The organism is Sphingomonas sp. P4_G3, from assembly GCF_056401105.1.
In genome coordinates this window covers 181,781-200,863 of the sequence record NZ_JBFUJZ010000004.1, presented here as the reverse complement: position 1 = coordinate 200,863, position 19,083 = coordinate 181,781, and the positions used below count along the sequence as shown (strand labels likewise).

The 19,083-nt window shown below is 64.7% G+C and carries 22 protein-coding genes; 13 read left to right on the top strand and 9 right to left on the bottom strand.

From position 1 onward, the window contains the following. Positions 1-8: 8 nt before the first annotated feature. The 3 genes from AC1DQQ_RS12780 to AC1DQQ_RS12770 all read right to left on the bottom strand — a co-directional run bounded on the left by AC1DQQ_RS12780 (position 9) and on the right by AC1DQQ_RS12770 (position 2,501). Positions 9-338: a hypothetical protein gene (locus tag AC1DQQ_RS12780; protein ID WP_478030069.1), complete on the bottom strand. Its 330-nt coding sequence runs from the start codon at positions 336-338 to the stop codon at positions 9-11. 70 nt (positions 339-408) lie between these two features. After that, positions 409-849 carry a hypothetical protein gene (locus AC1DQQ_RS12775; protein ID WP_478030068.1) on the bottom strand — a complete coding sequence of 147 codons (441 nt, stop codon included), beginning with the start codon at positions 847-849 and terminating at the stop codon, positions 409-411. A gap of 44 nt (positions 850-893) precedes the next feature. After that, positions 894-2,501 (bottom strand): phosphoenolpyruvate carboxykinase, encoded by a 1,608-nt coding sequence (locus tag AC1DQQ_RS12770; protein ID WP_478045397.1) that lies wholly within the window; start codon positions 2,499-2,501, stop codon positions 894-896. A gap of 167 nt (positions 2,502-2,668) precedes the next feature. On the opposite strand from AC1DQQ_RS12770, the gene AC1DQQ_RS12765 reads away from it, so the two are divergent. From AC1DQQ_RS12765 to AC1DQQ_RS12730, 8 genes are all read left to right on the top strand, one after another. Then, the gene (locus tag AC1DQQ_RS12765) at positions 2,669-3,376 is read left to right on the top strand and encodes a response regulator transcription factor (RefSeq protein ID WP_478045396.1); all 708 of its coding nucleotides are present in this window, start codon (positions 2,669-2,671) and stop codon (positions 3,374-3,376) included. Continuing rightward, on the top strand, positions 3,345-4,922 hold the full coding sequence (locus tag AC1DQQ_RS12760; protein WP_478045395.1) for a sensor histidine kinase: 1,578 nt from the start codon (positions 3,345-3,347) through the stop codon (positions 4,920-4,922). Before AC1DQQ_RS12765 ends, AC1DQQ_RS12760 begins: the two co-directional genes overlap by 32 nt. A 10-nt stretch (positions 4,923-4,932) precedes the next feature. Further along, entirely contained in the window at positions 4,933-5,373 is a 441-nt protein-coding gene (locus AC1DQQ_RS12755; RefSeq protein ID WP_478030464.1) for an HPr kinase/phosphorylase, read from the top strand. Beyond that, on the top strand, positions 5,370-6,287 hold the full coding sequence (gene rapZ / locus AC1DQQ_RS12750) for an RNase adapter RapZ (protein ID WP_478045394.1): 918 nt from the start codon (positions 5,370-5,372) through the stop codon (positions 6,285-6,287). Before AC1DQQ_RS12755 ends, rapZ begins: the two co-directional genes overlap by 4 nt. 11 nt (positions 6,288-6,298) lie before the next feature. Next, positions 6,299-6,706 carry a PTS sugar transporter subunit IIA gene (locus tag AC1DQQ_RS12745; protein WP_066583126.1) on the top strand — a complete coding sequence of 136 codons (408 nt, stop codon included), beginning with the start codon at positions 6,299-6,301 and terminating at the stop codon, positions 6,704-6,706. Next, positions 6,706-6,978, top strand: coding sequence for an HPr family phosphocarrier protein (locus tag AC1DQQ_RS12740; RefSeq protein WP_478030063.1), 273 nt, complete (start codon positions 6,706-6,708; stop codon positions 6,976-6,978). The genes AC1DQQ_RS12745 and AC1DQQ_RS12740 overlap by 1 nt, the downstream gene beginning before the upstream one ends. 154 nt (positions 6,979-7,132) lie before the next feature. Further along, the gene (locus AC1DQQ_RS12735) at positions 7,133-7,933 is read left to right on the top strand and encodes a TrmH family RNA methyltransferase (protein ID WP_478045393.1); all 801 of its coding nucleotides are present in this window, start codon (positions 7,133-7,135) and stop codon (positions 7,931-7,933) included. Positions 7,934-7,995: 62 nt separating this feature from the next. After that, on the top strand, positions 7,996-8,673 hold the full coding sequence (locus AC1DQQ_RS12730; protein ID WP_478030061.1) for an META domain-containing protein: 678 nt from the start codon (positions 7,996-7,998) through the stop codon (positions 8,671-8,673). A 70-nt stretch (positions 8,674-8,743) separates the two neighbouring features. Here AC1DQQ_RS12730 and AC1DQQ_RS12725 read toward each other — a convergent pair whose 3' ends face one another. Further along, complete coding sequence (locus AC1DQQ_RS12725; protein ID WP_478030060.1) at positions 8,744-9,436, bottom strand: tetratricopeptide repeat protein; 693 nt, start codon at positions 9,434-9,436, stop codon at positions 8,744-8,746. A 27-nt stretch (positions 9,437-9,463) separates the two neighbouring features. Continuing rightward, complete coding sequence (locus AC1DQQ_RS12720) at positions 9,464-10,819, bottom strand: DNA recombination protein RmuC (protein WP_478030059.1); 1,356 nt, start codon at positions 10,817-10,819, stop codon at positions 9,464-9,466. A gap of 246 nt (positions 10,820-11,065) precedes the next feature. On the opposite strand from AC1DQQ_RS12720, the gene AC1DQQ_RS12715 reads away from it, so the two are divergent. Both AC1DQQ_RS12715 and AC1DQQ_RS12710 read left to right on the top strand, forming a co-directional pair. Next, positions 11,066-12,730, top strand: coding sequence for a formate--tetrahydrofolate ligase (locus AC1DQQ_RS12715; RefSeq protein WP_478030058.1), 1,665 nt, complete (start codon positions 11,066-11,068; stop codon positions 12,728-12,730). 2 nt (positions 12,731-12,732) lie between these two features. Beyond that, on the top strand, positions 12,733-13,170 hold the full coding sequence (locus AC1DQQ_RS12710; RefSeq protein ID WP_478030057.1) for a hypothetical protein: 438 nt from the start codon (positions 12,733-12,735) through the stop codon (positions 13,168-13,170). A gap of 3 nt (positions 13,171-13,173) precedes the next feature. On the opposite strand, the gene AC1DQQ_RS12705 is transcribed toward AC1DQQ_RS12710, so the two are convergent. The 3 genes from AC1DQQ_RS12705 to AC1DQQ_RS12695 are packed head-to-tail and all read right to left on the bottom strand — an operon-like array spanning position 13,174 to position 14,791. Further along, positions 13,174-13,527 carry a GFA family protein gene (locus AC1DQQ_RS12705; protein WP_478030056.1) on the bottom strand — a complete coding sequence of 118 codons (354 nt, stop codon included), beginning with the start codon at positions 13,525-13,527 and terminating at the stop codon, positions 13,174-13,176. Continuing rightward, positions 13,524-14,048, bottom strand: coding sequence for a peptide deformylase (gene def, locus AC1DQQ_RS12700; RefSeq protein WP_478030055.1), 525 nt, complete (start codon positions 14,046-14,048; stop codon positions 13,524-13,526). The genes AC1DQQ_RS12705 and def overlap by 4 nt, the downstream gene beginning before the upstream one ends. Positions 14,049-14,101: 53 nt before the next feature. Then, entirely contained in the window at positions 14,102-14,791 is a 690-nt protein-coding gene (locus AC1DQQ_RS12695; protein WP_478030054.1) for a DUF3108 domain-containing protein, read from the bottom strand. 194 nt (positions 14,792-14,985) lie between these two features. Here AC1DQQ_RS12695 and AC1DQQ_RS12690 point away from each other — a divergent pair, with 194 nt between their 5' ends. Next, a complete protein-coding gene (locus AC1DQQ_RS12690) occupies positions 14,986-15,264 on the top strand; it encodes an acylphosphatase (RefSeq protein WP_245656946.1) in 279 nt (92 codons plus the stop codon). Between the two features lie 71 nt (positions 15,265-15,335). On the opposite strand, the gene ettA is transcribed toward AC1DQQ_RS12690, so the two are convergent. Then, positions 15,336-17,015 (bottom strand): energy-dependent translational throttle protein EttA, encoded by a 1,680-nt coding sequence (ettA, locus tag AC1DQQ_RS12685; RefSeq protein ID WP_478030053.1) that lies wholly within the window; start codon positions 17,013-17,015, stop codon positions 15,336-15,338. A gap of 180 nt (positions 17,016-17,195) precedes the next feature. Here ettA and AC1DQQ_RS12680 point away from each other — a divergent pair, with 180 nt between their 5' ends. Continuing rightward, positions 17,196-18,608, top strand: a complete 1,413-nt coding sequence (locus tag AC1DQQ_RS12680) for a M20/M25/M40 family metallo-hydrolase (RefSeq protein WP_478030052.1) — start codon at positions 17,196-17,198, stop codon at positions 18,606-18,608. Between the two features lie 152 nt (positions 18,609-18,760). After that, on the top strand, positions 18,761-19,021 hold the full coding sequence (locus AC1DQQ_RS12675; protein WP_478030051.1) for a hypothetical protein: 261 nt from the start codon (positions 18,761-18,763) through the stop codon (positions 19,019-19,021). Positions 19,022-19,083: the final 62 nt, after the last annotated feature.

Genomic DNA, 19,083 nt, shown 5'->3' with positions numbered 1-19,083 from the left:
TCTTTCCCTCAGGCCTTGTTGCCGCCGCCGAACAGGCTTGAGGCGAAACCGCCGAGCTGGCCCAGGATACCCGAATTCTCGCCGCTGTTGATCAAGGTCGCGAACTGACCGAGCGAGCCTTCGCCACCGATATGGCCGACGATCTGGCTCAGCACGTCAGAGCCCAGGCCGGTCGATGCGGCCGCACCTTCCACGGTATCGCCGGGCGCGGTGTGCGATTGGGCCAGCGCCATGATCGCGCTCTCGGCCTGCTCGGGCGTGATCCCGACCTTGGCGGCGAGGTTCTGGACGTCGGCGTTCGAACTTACCTGCGAGAGAATGCCATCGAGCAACGACATAGAACTTCCTTTCACTGGACCGGAGACGAAACGACTCCAGCTTCCCGTCAGATACGCGGTTGCGGTGCGGTCAGGAAGCCAGATCGGGACGCAAATAGCCGAGCCGGGCCTGTATCGAGAACAAGCGGTCGCGCGAATAAAGCGTGAGGGCCCAGTCACGCCGCCCCTCGGGCGCCGCAAGCAACGCATTGACCTTTTCCACCAATGGCAAGTCGCTGCGAACTGACCCGAGGAAGCGACGTATCGCCGCGATATAAGTCAGCGTAATCGTGTGGTGATAGCCCTGTGTGGCATCGTTCACTCCGCCGACCGTCTCGTTATAGCCGGAGATGATCGCCGGCAGGTCGCGCTCGACATCGATATCGGACCGCTCGGTCAGCAACCACAGGCACGCGGCAAGGTGCGCTTCATGCGTCCACTCCGCCTTGGGCAAGGTGCGCGCGAGCAGCCCCTCCCCCACATGGCGGACAGCGGCGTCATCGGCAAAGAAACGGATCTTATGGTCGGTCATTGTCGGGCTTCCAATTGGAGAGGCCCGACTGATGACGGGCCGGATCAAGCGGTGGCGGGGGTCCGGGGCGCGGATTGTCGCACCCCTTCGTCGACATGATCCGCGAATTGCGCGAAATTCTCGACGAACAGATCGACCAGCTTTGCGGCCATCGCGTCGTATTCGGCCTTGTTCGCCCAGGTTTCGCGCGGATCGAGGATGGCGCTATCGACGCCCGGCACCGCGACCGGTACCTGGAACCCGAAATTGGGATCGGTGCGGAACTCGGCGTCGTTCAGACTGCCGTCGAGCGCCGCGTTGAGTAGCGCGCGCGTCGCCTTGATCGGCATCCGCTTGCCGACGCCATATTTGCCGCCGGTCCAGCCGGTATTGACCAGCCAGCAATCGACGCCCCCCTTGGCGATCCGTTCCTTGAGCAGATTGCCATAGATTGACGGATGCCGCGGCATGAAGGGTGCGCCGAAGCAGGTCGAGAAGGTCGCTTCGGGCTCGGTCACGCCGATCTCGGTGCCCGCGACCTTGGCGGTATAGCCCGACAGGAAGTGATACATCGCCTGGTCGGGCGTGAGCTTGGCGATCGGTGGCAACACGCCGAACGCGTCGGCGGTCAGCATCACGATGTTGCGCGGCACCGGTCCCATGTTCGCGGCGGAGGCGTTGGGGATGAAGTCGATCGGATAGGCGCCACGTGAATTCTCCGCGAGGCTGTTGTCGTCGAGGTCGAGAATTCGCGTCTCCGGATCCATCACGACATTCTCGAGCACGGTGCCGAAGCGCTTGGTGGTCGCGTAGATTTCCGGCTCGGCCTCGGCCGACAGGCGGATCATCTTGGCGTAGCAACCGCCTTCGAAATTGAACACGGCGTCGTCCGACCAGCCATGCTCGTCGTCACCGATCAGCGTACGACTGGCGTCCGCGGATAAAGTCGTCTTGCCAGTGCCCGACAGGCCGAAGAACACCGCCGATCCGCCTTCGGGACCGATATTGGCCGAGCAATGCATCGGCATGATGCCCTTGACCGGCAACAGATAGTTCAACAGGCCGAACACCGACTTCTTCATTTCGCCGGCATATTGCGTGCCACCGATCAGGATCAGCTTCTCGCTGAAATTGACCGCGATCACCGTCTCGCTGCGGCAGCCATGACGCTCGGGATCGGCGCGGAAGCTCGGCAGGTCGATAATGGTATACTCTGCCTCGAACCCCGCCATTTCATGCGCCGCCGGGCGGACCAGCATCGTGCGGATGAACAAACTGTGCCAGGCGAGCTGGGTGATCACGCGAACATTGACCCGGTTGGCGGGCTGCGAGCCGCCGAACAGATCCTGCACGAACAGCGTGTCCTGCTCGCCCAGCGCCGCAAGGAAGTCCGCCTTCAGTGCCGCGAACCCTTCCGGGCTCATCGCCTTGTTGGTCTTGCCCCACCAGACCGTCGACTCGGTCTCGGCATCGCGAACAATGAACTTGTCCTGCGCCGAGCGCCCGGTGTGGCGCCCGGTGGCGACCACCAACGGTCCGTCGGCGGCGAGATGACCTTCGCCGCGGGCGATCGCATGCTCGACGAGCGCGGCCGTTTCCAGATTCCAATAAAGCTTGGCGGCAGTAGCAATGCCCTGCGCGTCCAGCCCCTGCGTAGGGACTCGATCGATCATTTTTCCTCCGAATATCGCACGCTGCGGGTTGATCCCGCATACGTATGCATCCTCGTTATCCCGGGCGCATAGAACCGCTCCATGCGTCCGTCAAATGGGCGAATGGTTTACCGGCGCAAAGGTTTCGCCTAGGCAAGCCGCGCTATGCTTTGGGATCTGTCCGGACGATGACGGCCACTATCGCGCTCGTCGATGACGATCGCAACATCCTGACCTCGGTGTCGATCGCGCTGCAGGCCGAAGGGTTTCTGACCCGGGTCTATTCGGATGGCGAAACCGCGTTGAAGGCGCTGGTCGACAATCCGCCCGACCTGGCGATCTTCGACGTGAAGATGCCGCGGATGGATGGGCTGGAGTTGCTGCGGCGGCTTCGCGAGAAGAATCAGATCCCGGTTATCTTCCTGACCAGCAAGGATGACGAGCTCGACGAGGCGCTGGGCCTCGCGATGGGCGCGGACGATTATATCGCCAAGCCGTTCAGCCAGCGCCTGTTGATCGCTCGCATCCGCGCGATCCTGCGCCGTACCGAATTGAGCCACGCCAGCGCCGGCAGCGACGAGCCACCCGCGGAAACCGCTATCGACCGCGGGCGGCTGCAGATGGACCCGGCGCGGCATCGCGTGACCTGGGCCGGCGACAACGTGACGTTGACGGTGACCGAATTCCTGATCCTCGAAGCGCTTGCGCAGCGGCCCGGCGTGGTCAAGACGCGCAATCAGCTGATGGATGCGGCGTATCAGGACGACATCTATGTCGACGACCGCACGATCGACAGCCACATCAAGCGCGTCCGGCGCAAGTTCCGCGAGGTCGATGCCGAATTCGATGCGATCGAAACGCTCTATGGCGCCGGCTACCGCTTCTCGGAGGAGTGAGGCGGAGGGTGAAGGCCGTGACCTGACGCTCAGATGGTCGGGTCGGATTTCGCTCACCGCGCGCATTCTCGCGCTCAATATCTTCGCGTTGGCGCTGCTCGCGGGCGGGTTCTTCTATCTCGACTCGTACCGGACGCGGATCCTCGACAACCGCACTGCCCAGGCCAGTCGCGAAGCGCGGCTGATCGCGGCGGCGATGGTGTCGACGCCGGCCGATCACCGCAACGATTTGGCGCTGCGCCTCGCCCGCGATACCGACACACGCATCCGGTTGTTCGCCGCCGACGGCACGCCGATCGCCGATACGCGCGCGATGGGGTTGCGCAATTTCGTGCTGATCGACCCGAACAAGGAAGGTTGGGGGCTGCAAGCGGCGCGATTCTTGGATGCGATCATCGACACCGTGGTCAACGCCCCGCGCGCGCCGCTCTATCGCGAGCGCAAGGCCGGCAGCGAATGGCCCGACGTGCGCACGGCCCGCACCGCTCAAGTCGCGCCGGCAACGGTGTGGCGCGCGCCCGACCGTACGCCTGTCATCACCGCGGCGGCGGGTCTTGGCGACGGCGAGGTCGTGATGACGACGGTCAACGCCCGCGACGTGACCCAGACGGTACGGCTCGAACGTTTCCGGCTGGGGGTCGTGCTGGCGATCGTCAGCCTGGTGTCGATCTTCCTGTCGCTGTTCCTGGCGCGGACGATCGTGCGGCCGCTGCGCCGGTTGTCGCGCGCCGCGGTCCGGGTCCGGCTGGGGCGCGCGCGCGAGGTCGTCGTCCCGCGACTGCCCTCGCGCCGTGACGAGATCGGCAGCCTGGCCCGCGCGCTGAGCGACATGAGTCAGGCGCTGCGGGCACGGATCGACGCCACCGAGGCGTTCGCCGCCGACGTCACGCACGAAATGAAAAACCCCCTCGCCTCGCTCAGATCGGCGGTCGACGGGCTGGCGCACGTCAAGGATCCTGCGCTGCAGGAACGGTTGCTGGCGGTCGTGCGCGACGATGTGCACCGGCTGGATCGGCTGATCACCGATATCTCGGAGGCATCGCGGCTCGACGCCCAGCTCAGCCGCGCCAAGTTCGATGCCGTCGACGTGCTGGCGATGCTCGCCGCGCTGATCGAGCAACGCACCACGCGCGGGATCGAACGCAGTGTGCGCATCCGGTTCGACAATCGCGTGCGCGGCGGCGCATTGGTGATGGGCGAAGGCGCCCGGCTGGAACGGGTGTTCGAGAATCTGTTCGACAATGCCGTGTCCTTCTCCCCCGACAATGGCCTGATCACGGTTGCCGCGACCCTTGCCGACGACGATTTGGTGATCCGGGTCGAGGACGAAGGCCCGGGCGTCCCCGAAGAGGCGCGTGAAGCGGTGTTCCGGCGTTTTCAATCTATCCGCCCGGAAAATGAGGAATTCGGCAAGCATTCCGGGCTAGGGCTCGCCATTGCGCGGACGATCGTCGAGGGGCATCAGGGCACCATCGCGGTCGAATCGCGTGAAGACCGTCTGAGTGGGGCCAGATTCGTCGTCCGGCTGCCGCTCGCTCCAGGCTAGGGAGGCAGCCATCGCGACCGGGCTCTCATTTGAAACCCTACATGTCTCCAGCGTCGCCATCGACGGGCGCGCGGTATTGATCGAAGGCGAATCGGGGGCCGGCAAGTCCGACCTCGCGCTGCGCCTGATCGACCGCGGCGCTACGCTGATCAGCGACGATTACACTTTGCTTCAGCGCGCCGGCGGCGAACTGATCGCGTCGCCGCCCGACACGATCGCCGGCAAGATCGAGGTGCGCGGGCTGGGCCTCCTCGAGACGGCATATGTTGAGAAGATCCCGGTAGCCCTGCTCATTCGCCTGACCGATGCGCCCGAGCGGTTGCCGCTGGCGGATGACGTCCGCCGCATCGCCGGGCTCGACATTCGCGAGATCGCGGTCGATTCGCATACGGCCTCGGCGCCGATCAAGGTCGAACTGGCGTTGCGGCACCTGGTCGGCACGAAGGCGTGACTCGCGCCAAGGAGATCCTGCTGGTCACCGGATTGTCCGGCGCAGGCAAGTCGACCGTGCTCAAGACGCTCGAGGATCTCGGCTGGGAAACCGTCGACAATCTGCCGCTGCGGTTGCTCGACCGGCTGCTGAGCACGCCCTTGTCGGAGAGCACCGAGAGCGATTCGCCGTTGGCGGTCGGAATCGGCGCACGGACGCGCGACTTCGATCCCGAGAGCATCATCAAACGCATCAAGACGCTGCGCGCCGAGCATGGTTATGACATCGGTACGTTGTTCCTCGATTGCAGCGGCGCCGAGCTCGAGCGGCGTTATGCCGAGACCCGGCGGCGCCATCCGCTCGCGCTCGACCGCCCGGCGAGCGACGGCATCGCACGCGAACGCGAATTGCTCGCCCCGCTGCGGCGCTGGGCCAACCGCTTGATCGACACGACCGATCTGTCGTCGAACGAGCTCGCGCAACAGGTGCGCGCGACGTTCGGCGGCGACGGTCTGGGCGAACCGACTTTGTCGGCGATGTCGTTTGGCTATGCCCGCGGTGTCCCGCGCAACGCCGATTTGGTGTTCGACATGCGATTCCTGCGCAACCCGCATTGGGACGAGAAATTGCGCCCCGGAACGGGACTCGACGCCGATGTGGCGACGTATGTCGCCGCGGATCCGGCCTATGATGACGCCATGAAGCAGATCGAGGACCTGCTCCTGCTCCTCCTGCCGCGCTACCGGGCCGAGGGAAAAGCCTATGTTACCATAGCCTTCGGCTGCACCGGCGGGCGTCACCGCTCGGTCCATGTCACGGAACAGGTCGCGAAGCGGTTGCGCGACGCCGGGTTTTCGCCCACGGTCACGCATCGAGATCTGGGGGCGGCACCGCAGGACTCCTTGGAGGGTGCGCCGCGGACGGGTTTGGGATAGTAAGCAAACGCATGATCGGTCTGGTTTTGGTGACGCACGGACGGCTCGCGTCCGAGTTCGTGACCGCAATGGAACATGTCGTGGGTCCGCAGGAGCGCGTGGAGTCGATCGCGATCGGCCCTGACGACGATATGGAAGCGCGCCGCGCCGATATCGCCACGGCGATCGGCAAGGTCGATGACGGCAAGGGCGTGATCGTGCTGACCGACCTGTTTGGCGGCACGCCGTCGAACCTCGCAATCTCGCTGCTCGAGCGCGGGCGAGTCGAAGTGATCGCGGGAATCAACCTGCCGATGCTGATTCGCCTGGCGTCGGCGCGCAAGTCGATGAAGGTGGTGGACGCGGTGATCGCCGCGCGTGAGGCGGGCAGGAAATATATCGCAGTGGCATCCGAGGCGCTCGGCGAGGCCGCTGCCTGATGCCGGCGATCAGCCGCACAGTGCAGATCATCAACAAGCGCGGCCTGCATGCGCGGGCATCGGCCAAGTTCGTCACTCTCGCCTCGACCCAGTCGGTCGAGATCCAGGTGGTCAAGGACGGCCCGGCGGTCACCGGTACCTCGATCATGGGGCTGATGATGCTGGGCGCGGCGATGGGCGACACGATCACGATCAGCGCCGATGGCGACGGCGCGGAGACCGCGGTTGGCGCGCTGTGCGAGTTGGTCGAGGCCAAGTTCGGCGAAGACTGACCCCTCCCCAATCCGTCATGGCCGCGAAAGCTGGCATCTCATGAGGAGGAAATACCGCACAAGACCCCAGCTTTCGCTGGGGTGACGATTGGAGCTTCCGCTGCGGTGACGGCTACAGCTTCCGCTCAGGTGATGGGTTCGCTAGGAACCCTTCATGCCTCGCGAGATCACCGCTTTCTCCAACACCCTGGTCAAGCGCGTCCGCAGCCTGCGCGACAAGAAGCATCGCAAGGCGGAGGGTCTGTTTCTCGCCGAGGGACTGCGCATCCTGACCGAGGCGCGCGAAGCGGGACGCCTGCCGGAATATCTGTTCTTCGCGGCCGACAGCGCGAGACATCCGCTGGTCCTGGCACTGGTCGGCGCCGTGGAAAGCGCGGGTGGCGAAGCGATCGAGACCAGTCACGACATCCTCTCCAAATTGTCGGGCAAGGACAACCCGCAGGCGGTGGTCGGCGTCTTCCCCGAATTCACCACGCCACTCGACGCGCTCGACCGTTCGACCTCGCCGATCTGGCTGGTCGCCGAGCGGCTGCGCGATCCGGGCAATCTCGGCACGATCCTGCGGACCGGCGATGCGGTCGGCGCGGGCGGACTCATCCTGGTCGACGATTGCGTCGACCCCTTTTCGGTCGAAGCGGTACGCGCGAGCATGGGCGCGCTGTTCACGGTGCCGATCGTGCAGGCGCGCTGGGACGCGTTCCTGCCCTGGTTGCGCTCCGGACCGGGGCAACTCGTCGGGCTCAGTCTGCAGACCGACCACGATTATCGCGGTGCGGCGTATCAGGCGCCGACCTTCCTGCTCACCGGCAACGAGGCGCAAGGCCTGCCTGACGCCTATGAGGCGGAATGCGACTTGCTGGTCAAATTACCGATGCTGGGCAAGGCCGACAGCCTGAACGCCGCGGTGGCGACCGCGGTAATGGCGTATGAAGTGCTCGCCCAGCATCGCTGCTGAATATGGCCGACATGGCCGGTTCAGCCGGACTAGGCTATGAGCCTGGCCAAAGGAGAGATGCCATGAAGCTCGCCGCGACCCTCGCCCTCCCCGCGCTGTTCCTCGCTTTGCCCGCCTCGGCCAGGACCGAGACCTATCGCGCGGTCGGCACCGAACCCGGCTGGACGCTGACCATCGAACGCGGCTGGATCAATTATGCCGGCGATTATGGAAAGACGCGGATTCGGGTCAAGGCGCCCACGGCGCGGCCCAGTTTCAATGGACGGCGCTATGTCACGCGGCGGATCGTCGTCGATATTACCCGCGCGCCGTGCAGCGACGGGATGAGCGACCGCAAATTTCCCGATCGTGTCACCGTCACGACCGGCCGGCGCAGCGTCAAGGGCTGTGGCGGCGATCCCGTGCTGGACGCCGCCGCGCTCGACGGATCGCACTGGACGATTGCCAGCATCGACGGACGCCCGGTCCGCACCGCCCGTGCGACCGAGATACGCTTCGAGGGCGACCGCATCACCGGGAACGCCGGCTGCAACAGCTTTGGCGGCGCCTATCGCATCGATCGTGGCAGTCTGAGCGCAAGCCGGGTGATCTCGACCAAGATGGCGTGTCCGGGGCCGGGCATGGAGGTCGAAGGCAAGTTCCTGTCGATCATCGCCGGCCCAGCGCGCGTCGCGCTGCGCGACCGAACGCTCACCCTGTCGAGCGCCAAAGGCAACGCCACGCTGACCCGCATAGACTGAACGGCCTCAGACTGTAGCGATCACCCGATCCCCCGTTCATATCGCCGGAGACGCAGTCAGGCGAACGACATCAGGTCGTTTTCTTGCGCTGCTCCTTGATATACTCGATCTCGCGCAGCGACTTTGGCTCATCCGGGGTGATCGCCAGGCATTTGCGATAGGCGGCTTCGGCGTCGTCGAGCCGCCCGAGTTCGACGAGGTCGTAACCGATTCCGCGGAACGACACGCACCGCTCGTAATCGCGCCGCTTGGGCGTGAAAGTCGCCGCAGCTTCGGCGTTTCTATAAGTGTCGATCGAGTGCTGCCATTCTTTCTTCTTCAGAAGAACATAGCCTAACTCATTGAGATACCGAGCGTGTTTCGGAGCAAAAGTCACCAATCTCTCGAACGCCGATTGGGCATCGTCGAGCCGCTCGAGATCGACCAACGCGAACGCTTTGACATATAACGCCTCGCACCACACCACCGTCACGAGCCGAACATTATCCGCCCCGCCATCGGCAGTGGTCAGATAATAGCCGTCCTGTTCGGCCGTCTGCGAGCAGAAGATATGGCGCTTCTCGCCCGAAAATTCCTTGTCGAATGACGCGACGACCGGCTCGACCGTGGCCAAGGCTCGCGCCGGATCGCCGGCCTGGATCGCGGAGAAAGCCTGGCTGATTGTCGCCTCGGCGGCGGAGTCGCGGTCTTTATCCTGCCCCGCGGCGGCCATTGGTACCGCCGTCAGCATCGCGGCAATCAGCAATCCGACCATTTTCGTCATCGACCCGCTCCCCAACAGGCACGAGGATCATCCCTCCGACGAACGATCCCCTATCTCACCGACCGACGCAAGCTTCACCAGCGGGCGCGGCGATTGCTCGACCATCGGCAGCGACTCGATTGCCCGCCCGCCGGTATCGATATTGAAATCCTCGAACCGTTTGGCCTGGGTCAGCACTTGCGTCTCGAGGCTGCCGACGAACGCATTATAGGCATCGTTGGCGAGCCCGATATTGCGTCCCAACCGGGCGACATGGCTGCCCATCACCGACAGGCGGGCATAGAGTTCCTTACCCAGCTCGGCGATCTGCCGCGCCTCCCCGGCCAATTTCTCCTGCCGCCAAACCGCGGCGACGGTGCGTGCGATCGCGATCAAATTGGTCGGCGTCGCCAACAACACGCGACGGTCGAAGGCGAAGTCCCACAGGGTCGGATCCTGTTCGAGCGCCGCGGACAGGAAATGCTCCCCCGGCACGAACATAATCACGTAATCGGGCGCGTCGTCGAATTGCGTCCAATAGGCCTTGGCGCCGAGCGCCTGGACGTGCGCCCGCATCGACGCCGCGTGGCGCACCAGCCCGGCGGCGCGTTCAGTGTCATCGATCGCGCCGAACGCGTCCTGATAATCGTTGAGCGACACCTTGGCGTCGATCACCAGTGCGTTGCCGCCCGGCACGCGAATGATGACGTCGGGCCTGAGCCGCCCGCCCTCGCCATCGTCGACGCTGACTTCCGCCTGGAAATCGGCATGCTCGCTCAACCCGCACGTCTCGAGCACGTTGCGCAATTGCTGCTCGCCCCAGCGCCCGCGCGCCTTGGGCGCGTTACGCAGCGCATTGACCAGCTTGGACGCTTCCGAGCGTACCGATTCCTGCCCGACGCGCATTGCTTCGATCTGGCCGTGAAGCGTACCGAACGCATCGCGGCGATCGGCCTCAACCTTGGCCACGCCTTCTTCGTAGCGCTGCAGGCGTTCGTGGACAGGCTGGAGCAAGGCGCGGAGATGTTGGCCGCTGGTCGCTTCCGATTCCTTGAACCGCTCGTCGGCGCGCTGAAGGAATTTGGTCTGGGCGTCGTCGAACAGCCGCTGCCCGACCTCGGCGAATTGCGCCGCCAGCGCTTCTTTGGCAGCGACGATTTCGACCAGCCGCGCCTCGAACGCCAGCTCACGCTCACGTGACGCCGCCTGGTGTGCGTCGAGCGCGCGCATCGTCGTGTCGCGCTCCGCCGTCACGGCCAGCAACTGCTGGCGCGTCATGTCATGCTGATCGGCATGCACCTTGGCGGCCGCCAGTTCGGCCACGCCGCGGCGTGAGGCGAACAGCCAGCCGATCACTAGCCCGACGACAAGCGCTCCCAACGCGACGATCAACACTTCAACCACAATTCACCCACGAAACCCGATCAATGACCGGAACATAGATCGAACGACGATGCCAGGACAGCCCCAATTTCGTTACGGTTCCAACTCCCCTCCCGCTTGCGGGAGGGGTCGGGGGAGGGCATGTCGATCGATGGACGGGCCTAGACGAACAGTCCCTCCCCTAGCCCCTCCCGTAAACGGGAGGGGAATTGATTTCGTTACGCGCGCGGGGTGACGGGCAGCCCATGGGGCGGCTAAGAAGCCCCCATGCTCTCCGATATCGAGATTTCGCGGGCCGCGACCCTTCACCCCATCCAGCAGATCGCCGACAAAGCAGGCATCCCGGTCGACGCGGTCGAGCCCTATGGCAAATACAAGGCCAAGCTGATCCGCGAGCACCTCCCGGTGCCCCGCGACCTGGGCAAATTGATCCTGGTCACCGCGATCAGTCCAACCCCCGCCGGCGAAGGCAAGTCGACCGCCTCGGTCGGGCTCGCCGACGCGCTCAACCAGATCGGCAAGAAGACGATGTTGGCGCTGCGCGAGCCGAGCCTGGGGCCATGCTTCGGGACCAAGGGCGGTGCGACCGGCGGTGGTTACGCCCAGGTGGTGCCGATGGAGGACATCAACCTTCATTTCACCGGCGATTTCCACGCCATCACCAGCGCGCACAACCTGCTCGCGGCGATGATCGACAACCATGTGCATTGGGGCAACGCGCTCGATATCGACGTGCGCCGGATCGTCTGGCGCCGGGTGCTCGACATGAACGACCGCGCGTTGCGCGACATCGCGCAATCGCTGGGTGGCGTCGCCAACGGTTTCCCGCGCGAAAGCGGGTTCGACATCACCGTCGCCAGCGAAGTGATGGCGATCCTGTGTCTGGCCGAGGACCTGGAGGACCTGGAGGTGCGGCTCGGCCGGATCGTCGTCGCCTATACGCGCGATCGCCAGCCAGTCACCGCGCGCGACCTGAAGGCCGATGGCGCCATGGCGGTGCTGCTCGCCGAGGCGATCAAGCCCAATCTGGTCCAGACGCTGGAGGGCAATCCGGCGCTGATCCATGGCGGCCCCTTCGCCAATATAGCGCATGGCTGCAATTCGGTGATCGCGACCAACACCGCGCTTGGCTTGGCCGATTATGTCGTGACCGAAGCCGGCTTCGGTGCCGATCTGGGCGCCGAGAAGTTCTTCGACATCAAATGCCGCCAGGCCGACCTCAAACCCGCCGCAGCGGTGGTCGTCGCGACGATCCGCGCGCTCAAGATGAATGGCGGGGTCGCCAAGGCAGATCTCGGCACCCCCGATCCCGAGGCAGTGAGGCTTGGCGGGGTCAATCTCGCGCGGCACCTCGAGAATGTCCGTCAATTCGGTGTTCCCGTGGTCGTCGCGATCAACCGCTTCGACAGCGATACCGAGGACGAGATGCGCGTCGTTCGCGAGATCGCCGCCGCCAATGGCTGCGAAGCGATCCTGTGCACACATTGGGCCGACGGCAGCGCGGGCACCGAAGCGCTGGCGCACCATGTCGCCGCGCTGGCGGATGGTGGCGGGGCGCAATTCGCCCCGCTCTACGACGATGCTATGCCGCTGTTCGACAAGATCAACACGGTGGCGACGCGGATCTACCGCGCCGAACACGCCACGGCCGAGCCGAGCGTGCTGGCGCAGCTGAAACGCTGGGAGGATGCGGGATACGGGCACCTCCCCGTCTGCATGGCGAAGACCCAATACAGCTTCTCCACCGACCCGGCGAAACTGGGCGCGCCGGTCGGCCATATCGTCCCGGTTCGCGAAGTGCGCCTGGCCGCCGGCGCCGGGTTCGTCGTCGCGATCTGCGGCGAGATCATGACCATGCCGGGATTGCCGCGCATACCTGCCGCGGAGGGAATCAGGATCGGGCCAGCAGGGGCGATCGAGGGGTTGTTCTGAAGATGGACGATGAGCGTCTCTATCTCCGCGCGCTCGATATCCAGGATGGCCGCGCACGTGGCTTCTGGGTTCCAATCATGCAGCGCCTCGCCTTGCGCAGACACGACGGGGCGATGATCGCGCTCGCCCATTGGTATACCGAAGGCAACAATCCCGACGACCTCGATGCGATGGCTGAACCCCTCACAGCGGCCAACCTCTACTATCGCGTTTGGCGTCGCGGCGGCCCTGAAGCAGGCAGAGCAGCGCACTCACTCGCCATAAGCTACTTCAATCGAGGGGATATGCTCCGGTATCGGCAGTGGCTCCGACGCGGCGCCCGGCTTGGCGACTATAGCTGCTGCGTCTACGCCAAGCATTTCGAGACTCGCCTGCCGCACGCGACTGCACGCGAGATCGGCCGTCATCGGCCTGCAGCCAAACGCGACGAGTGGGCGTAAGCCCTAAACCGGATACACCCCATCGAACGGTACGATCGTCGCGGTCAGGCCATGATCCTCATCCAGACACCGCCAGTTCACGCTGATCGCATCGGGGTGCGAGCGGGGGCGGTAGAAGCTCTTGATTCCGCAATGCTGGCAGAACAGGTGCCGCGCCCGGCCCGAGCTGAAGCGATAAAGCACGACATCGCCACGCCCTTCAGTCTGGCGGAAGCGAGCATCGGGCACGATTAGATGGAGATAGCCGGTCATCCGGCAAATCGAGCAATCACAATCGAGCAGTTCGACCTCAGGGCGTTCGAGCCGCAACTCGAAACGGACATGGCCGCAATGACAGCCGCCTTCGACGGTGATCAAGCCGCCTTCCGCGCCTTGGCCAGCTTCTTCATGATCATGTCGCGCTTGAGCCGTGAGATATGGTCGGTGAACAGCACGCCGTTCAAATGGTCGATCTCGTGCTGGATGCACGTCGCCATCAGGCCGTCCATCTCTTCCTCATGCGGCTTGCCGTCGCCGTCGAGCCATTTCACGCGGCACCGAGCCGGGCGCGCGACCTCGGCATATTGCTCGGGGATCGACAGGCAGCCTTCGTTATAGACCGCCATCTCCTCGCTGACCCAGAGCAGCTCGGGGTTCACGAACGCCACAGGCTTTCGCACGGGCTCGCCGTCTTCTTCCTCGGGCTCCTGCAGGTCGATGACGACCAGGCGCTTCTCGATCCCGACCTGGATTGCGGCAAGGCCAATGCCGCGCGCGGCGTACATCGTCTCGAACATGTCGGCGAGCGTGGCGCGGATCGAAGCGTCGACCTCGCTGACGGGTGCGGCAACGGCGCGCAGGCCGGGATCGGGTACTTCGAGAATAGTAAGAACAGTCATGTTGCGTCAGCTATGAAAGCGCCGCTGGCGCGTCAAGCGCGGTTCCAGCTTTCTCACCGGGTCAACCCCGAACAATCGCCACCCAGGACCGACCGCACGCCGCCCACCTCGACCGCGAGCAGCCGACGATCGGCTTTCGCGACCAGGAAGGTGATCGTCATATCCGATCGCGTGCTGCCTTCGATTTCCCAAGCGGCTATTGGGCTGCCGCCGAATCCCTCTGCCGAAATGGAGCGTCGGACATCGATCCTCGCTACGCCGGGTCCGCGGCCGAAATGGAATACGGGCAGTTCGAAATGAGCGCCCTCGGCCAGCGGTAGCGTGGTCAGAACGAATTCGAGCGTCTCCTCGTCCCAAACCGGCCCCGGTAATGGAACGGTGGTCGCTTGGCGTCGCCCGTCCCCGCCGATAGCAGTCCCGCCCGCTTTGCCGTCGCGGTAGCGCACCGACAGGTCCGTCTCTCCATCGGTCTCCTCGATCGTGCGGATCGGCCGCAGGCTGGGGAACGCCACTTCGACCCGGCTGGTCAGCAGCGGGCCGCCGTTGAAGCGCGACGCGACCATGATCATCAGCCGCTTGTCGTCGAGACGCTCGACGCGGCGCAGGACACTGCCCGCGGACTTGCCCTGCTCTGGCGCAGCGACCGTGTAGCAAGCATCACCAACCGGCAGCAGCGCGCCATCGATCGGCGGCGGGCCTTCCGTGGCCACCGCCCAGCTCAGCAAGGCTGGGATTATCGGCACAAATCCTCCTGATTTCGTCCTGTGTTCCTAGCTGCCTCTTTCGGTTCGGCGCAAATTAGCGGCAGTCGTCGCCGGATCGCCCCGCTGATACGCCAGGCTGCGGATCAAACCGCTACGGTTCGGTGCACCCGGTGCTAGTCTCGGCGCGATTAGTGGGGATCAACCCCGCGGTCGCGTCAAAAGGGTTGTAGTTTATGGGGATAATGCAGCGGGTCGTGGTGTCGGGTAAAGTGCACCAGGTCGGCTTCAGGGATTTTACCATCCGCAAGGCGCAGTCCTTGGGGGTCACCGGCTGGGTGCGCAACCGCAACGACGGCACGGTCGAGATATTGGCGTCCGGGGAGGAGGATGCGGTCGCCTCGCTGGTCGAGGCATGCCGCGCCGGCCCGCCATTGGCGCGGGTCGACCATGTCGAAGCCTATGTCGAAGCGGGCCAGCCGGTGAAAGGATTTACCAAGCGGTTCACCGCATAGCGGCCTGATCCCCCCGTCGGGCTGCAAAAAAGGCTCCGCCGTCACGTGATGGCGGAGCCTTTTTCAATCGTTCAGCGGGTCAGCTTCTTGTACGCGAGCGCCGTCGGACGATCCGCGGCGTCGCCCAGGCGGCGTCGCTTGTCTTCCTCGTACGATTCGAAGTTCCCCTCGAACCATTCGACATGGCTGTTGCCCTCGAATGCCAGGATATGCGTCGCCAGGCGATCGAGGAAGAAGCGGTCGTGGCTGATGACCACGGCGCAGCCGGCGAAATTCTCGATCGCTTCCTCGAGCGCGCCCAAGGTCTCGACGTCGAGGTCGTTGGTCGGCTCGTCGAGCAGCAGCACGTTGCCGCCACGCTTGAGCATCTTGGCGATGTTGACGCGGTTGCGCTCACCACCCGACAGCTTGCCGACATTCTTCTGCTGGTCGGCGCCCTTGAAGTTGAACGCGCCGACATAGGCCCGGGTCGACTGATCGAAGCCGTTGACCTTCATCGAATCGAGCCCGTCGGAGATTTCCTCCCAGACATTCTTCTTGTCGTCTAGGTGATCGCGGCTCTGATCGACATAGCCCAGGCGGACGGTAGTGCCGATATCGATCTTGCCGGCGTCGGGCTGTTCCGCCCCGGTGATGAGCTTGAACAAGGTCGACTTGCCCGCGCCGTTGGGCCCGATCACACCGACGATGCCGCCGGCCGGCAGCGTGAACGACAGGTTCTCGAACAGCAATTTGTCGCCATAGGATTTCGAGAGATTCTCGACCTCGATCACTTTGCCGCCCAGCCGCTCGGGCACCTGGATGACGATCTGCGCCTTGCCGGGCGAGCGGTTCTGCTGCGCTTCGACCAGTTGCTCGAACTTGGCGATACGCGCCTTGGACTTGGTCTGGCGCGCCTTGGCGCCCTGCCGGATCCACTCCAGCTCGTCCTTGATCGCCTTCTGGCGCCCGGACTCCTCGCGCTCCTCCTGTGAGAGCCGCTTCGACTTCTTTTCGAGATAGGTCGAATAATTGCCCTCGTAGGGGAAGTATTTGCCGCGATCGATCTCGAGGATCCAGCCGACCACATTGTCGAGGAAATAGCGGTCGTGGGTGATCATCAGCACCGCGCCGGCATATTCCTTGAGGTGGTTTTCCAGCCACTCGACGCTTTCCGCATCGAGATGGTTGGTCGGTTCGTCGAGCAGCAGGATCGACGGCTTCTGGATCAGCAGCCGGGTCAGTGCGACGCGGCGCTTTTCACCGCCCGACAGGCTGGTGACCGGCGAGTCCGACGGCGGACAGCGCAAGGCTTCCATCGCCAGTTCGAGCTGGCTGTCGAGGGTCCAGCCGTCGACCGCGTCGATCTTGCCCTGGAGATCGCCCATCTCTTCCATCAGCGCGTCGAAATCGGTGTCGTCCTTGGGATCGCCCATTTCGGCCGAGATCGCGTTGAAGCGGTCGACCATGTCGGCCGTGGCGCGCGCGCCGTCCTTGACGTTCTCGAGTACCGACTTGTTCGGGTCGAGCTCGGGCTCCTGCGCGAGATAGCCGACGGTGATGTTCTCGCCCGGCCACGCCTCGCCCGAAAAGTCCTGGTCGATGCCGGCCATGATCTTCATCAGCGTCGACTTGCCAGCGCCGTTGGGGCCGACAATGCCGATCTTGGCGCCATGATAGAATTGCAGATTGATGTTGCTCAGCACCGGCTTCGGGGCGCCGGGGAAGGACTTGGTCATGTCCTTCATGACATATGCGTATTGGGCGGCCATGGCGGCACGTTGCTCCGTGTTTTGAAATTGCCGGAAAAGTAGAGCGGCCAGATAGCGATTGGGTTGCCGATTGGAAAGCCCCGCTAGGCTTGCTCGGCGGAGCGTATCGGCTCTAAGCAACGGGTCCTCCCAGCGCCGTCCGGCGTCATGGGCGCTGTTCGTCGCAGGAGACCTGAACCTATGCGCATCCCGCTGATGCTGTCCGTCGCCACGCTTGCCCTTACCTTCCCCTCGATCGGCCTCGCGCAACGCAATGCGGTGCCCGAGCCCGCCAAGGTCGATCCCGCCGTCGCCAAGGCGCGCGACGCCGCACTCAAGGATCAGGTCGCCTGGGATATCGTCGAGGATCTAACCACCGAAGTCGGCCCGCGGCTGGCGGCGACCGAAGCCGAAGCGCGCGCCCGAGCCTGGGCAGTGATCCGGCTCAAGAAGCTCGGTTTCCAGAACGTCCATGTCGAAACCTACAAGATGCCGGTCTGGGTGCGCGGCGCGGAGACGGCCGAGATTGTCGGTCCCTATCCGCAGAAGTTGGTCATCGCGGCGCTCGGGCGCTCGGGCGCGACTCCGCCGGAGGGCATCACCGCCCCGGTCGTCTATTTCCCGACGCTCGGCGACCTGGTCGCTGCGCCCGACGGCAGCCTGAAGGGCAAGATCGCGTTCATCTCCAACCAGATGAAGGCGACGCAGGACGGCAGCGGCTATGGCGCTTATGGTGGCGCGCGCTTCATCGGTCCGAACATCGCCGCCAAGAAAGGCGCGGTCGCAACCGTCATCCGCTCGATCGGCAGCGACAAGGGCCGCTGGCCGCATACCGGCGGGACCAATTGGGCACCCGGCGTGACGCCGATCCCGGCTGGCGCGCTATCGGTCGCCGACGCCGAGCAACTCGAACGCATCTTCGCACGCACGGACAAGGTGACGATGAAGCTGGTCCTCACCCCGCAGATGCTGCCCGACGCGGAATCGGGCAATGTCGTCGCCGAAGTGCCGGGTAGCGACCCCAAGGCCGGCACGATCCTGATCGGCGGCCATCTCGACAGCTGGGATCTCGCCACCGGCGCGATCGACGACGGCGCGGGTATCGCGATCACCGCCGCGGCGGCCAAGCGCCTGCTCGACGGTCCCCGCCCGCGCCGCACCATCCGCGTCGTGTGGTTCGGCGCCGAGGAACCCGGCGGGTTCGGTGGCGCGGCTTATGCCAAGGCGCATGCCGGCGAAAAATTCGCGATGGCGAGCGAATCCGATTTCGGCGCCGACAATGTCTGGCGGTTCAACACCAACCTGCCGGACAGCGCCAAGGCGGTCGGCGATCGGCTGGCGGCGGCCCTGGCGCCGCTTGGCATCGTCCGCGGCAAGGATGTCGCGGGTGGCGGGACCGATGTCGGCCCGGTGCTCGCGACCGGCGTTCCCGCGGTGACGCTCGCCCAATCGGGTCAGCGCTATTTCGACTGGCACCACACGCCCGAGGACACGCTCGACAAGATCGACCCGGAACAATTGCGCCAGAACGTTGCCGCCTGGACGACAATGCTGTCGATCGTCGCCAACGCGCCCGAGGAATTCGGGCCGGTAACGCCCAATACGAGCGAGTGAAACGCCCGCAGCGGCGAGTGCGGCTCGGCGCAAACCGGGAGTTGGGGCAATTTGGTCGTTGACCGCCACATTGTCGCCGTTATTCCTCTCGCTTCGCGAAGGGCAGATCGGCCCGGCTGCGAAACGACGGTAACCTTTTTGGGAGCACCCAGATGAAGAAGATCGCCATTGTTCTCGCCGCCGCGAGCCTGGTGTCCTTGGCGGCCTGCAAATCGCAGACCCCGGCTGCGGCGAATGCCGACGCGGTTGCGGACAATCTGGCGGCCGAAGCCGACAATCTCTCGGATCAGGCCAGCGACCTCACCAACAACACGGCCGCTGCCGCTGTCAGCAATGCGTCCGACAGCCTGAACAACGCGGCCGATTCGATCCGCGCCGAAGCGGCAAACGCCGCGGCCCCGGCCAAGAAGTAACTTCGCACCGTCGGGCCTGGCCCGTCGGCACGATAGAGGGGCGGCTCCTCCGGGAGCTGCCC

Excerpts from the sequence above, each read along its gene's own strand:
- AC1DQQ_RS12745 (WP_066583126.1), top strand. The coding sequence starts at position 6,299 with ATGATCGGTCTGGTTTTGGTGACGCACGGACGGCTCGCGTCCGAGTTC.
- AC1DQQ_RS12715 (WP_478030058.1), top strand. The coding sequence starts at position 11,066 with ATGCTCTCCGATATCGAGATTTCGCGGGCCGCGACCCTTCACCCCATC.
- AC1DQQ_RS12730 (WP_478030061.1), top strand. The coding sequence starts at position 7,996 with ATGAAGCTCGCCGCGACCCTCGCCCTCCCCGCGCTGTTCCTCGCTTTG.
- AC1DQQ_RS12710 (WP_478030057.1), top strand. The coding sequence starts at position 12,733 with ATGGACGATGAGCGTCTCTATCTCCGCGCGCTCGATATCCAGGATGGC.
- AC1DQQ_RS12725 (WP_478030060.1), bottom strand. The coding sequence starts at position 9,436 with ATGACGAAAATGGTCGGATTGCTGATTGCCGCGATGCTGACGGCGGTA.
- AC1DQQ_RS12760 (WP_478045395.1), top strand. The coding sequence starts at position 3,345 with ATGGCGCCGGCTACCGCTTCTCGGAGGAGTGAGGCGGAGGGTGAAGGC.
- AC1DQQ_RS12675 (WP_478030051.1), top strand. The coding sequence starts at position 18,761 with ATGAAGAAGATCGCCATTGTTCTCGCCGCCGCGAGCCTGGTGTCCTTG.
- AC1DQQ_RS12765 (WP_478045396.1), top strand. The coding sequence starts at position 2,669 with ATGACGGCCACTATCGCGCTCGTCGATGACGATCGCAACATCCTGACC.
- def (WP_478030055.1), bottom strand. The coding sequence starts at position 14,048 with ATGACTGTTCTTACTATTCTCGAAGTACCCGATCCCGGCCTGCGCGCC.
- AC1DQQ_RS12735 (WP_478045393.1), top strand. The coding sequence starts at position 7,133 with ATGCCTCGCGAGATCACCGCTTTCTCCAACACCCTGGTCAAGCGCGTC.
- AC1DQQ_RS12780 (WP_478030069.1), bottom strand. The coding sequence starts at position 338 with ATGTCGTTGCTCGATGGCATTCTCTCGCAGGTAAGTTCGAACGCCGAC.
- AC1DQQ_RS12740 (WP_478030063.1), top strand. The coding sequence starts at position 6,706 with ATGCCGGCGATCAGCCGCACAGTGCAGATCATCAACAAGCGCGGCCTG.
- AC1DQQ_RS12775 (WP_478030068.1), bottom strand. The coding sequence starts at position 849 with ATGACCGACCATAAGATCCGTTTCTTTGCCGATGACGCCGCTGTCCGC.
- ettA (WP_478030053.1), bottom strand. The coding sequence starts at position 17,015 with ATGGCCGCCCAATACGCATATGTCATGAAGGACATGACCAAGTCCTTC.
- AC1DQQ_RS12680 (WP_478030052.1), top strand. The coding sequence starts at position 17,196 with ATGCGCATCCCGCTGATGCTGTCCGTCGCCACGCTTGCCCTTACCTTC.
- AC1DQQ_RS12770 (WP_478045397.1), bottom strand. The coding sequence starts at position 2,501 with ATGATCGATCGAGTCCCTACGCAGGGGCTGGACGCGCAGGGCATTGCT.
- AC1DQQ_RS12690 (WP_245656946.1), top strand. The coding sequence starts at position 14,986 with ATGGGGATAATGCAGCGGGTCGTGGTGTCGGGTAAAGTGCACCAGGTC.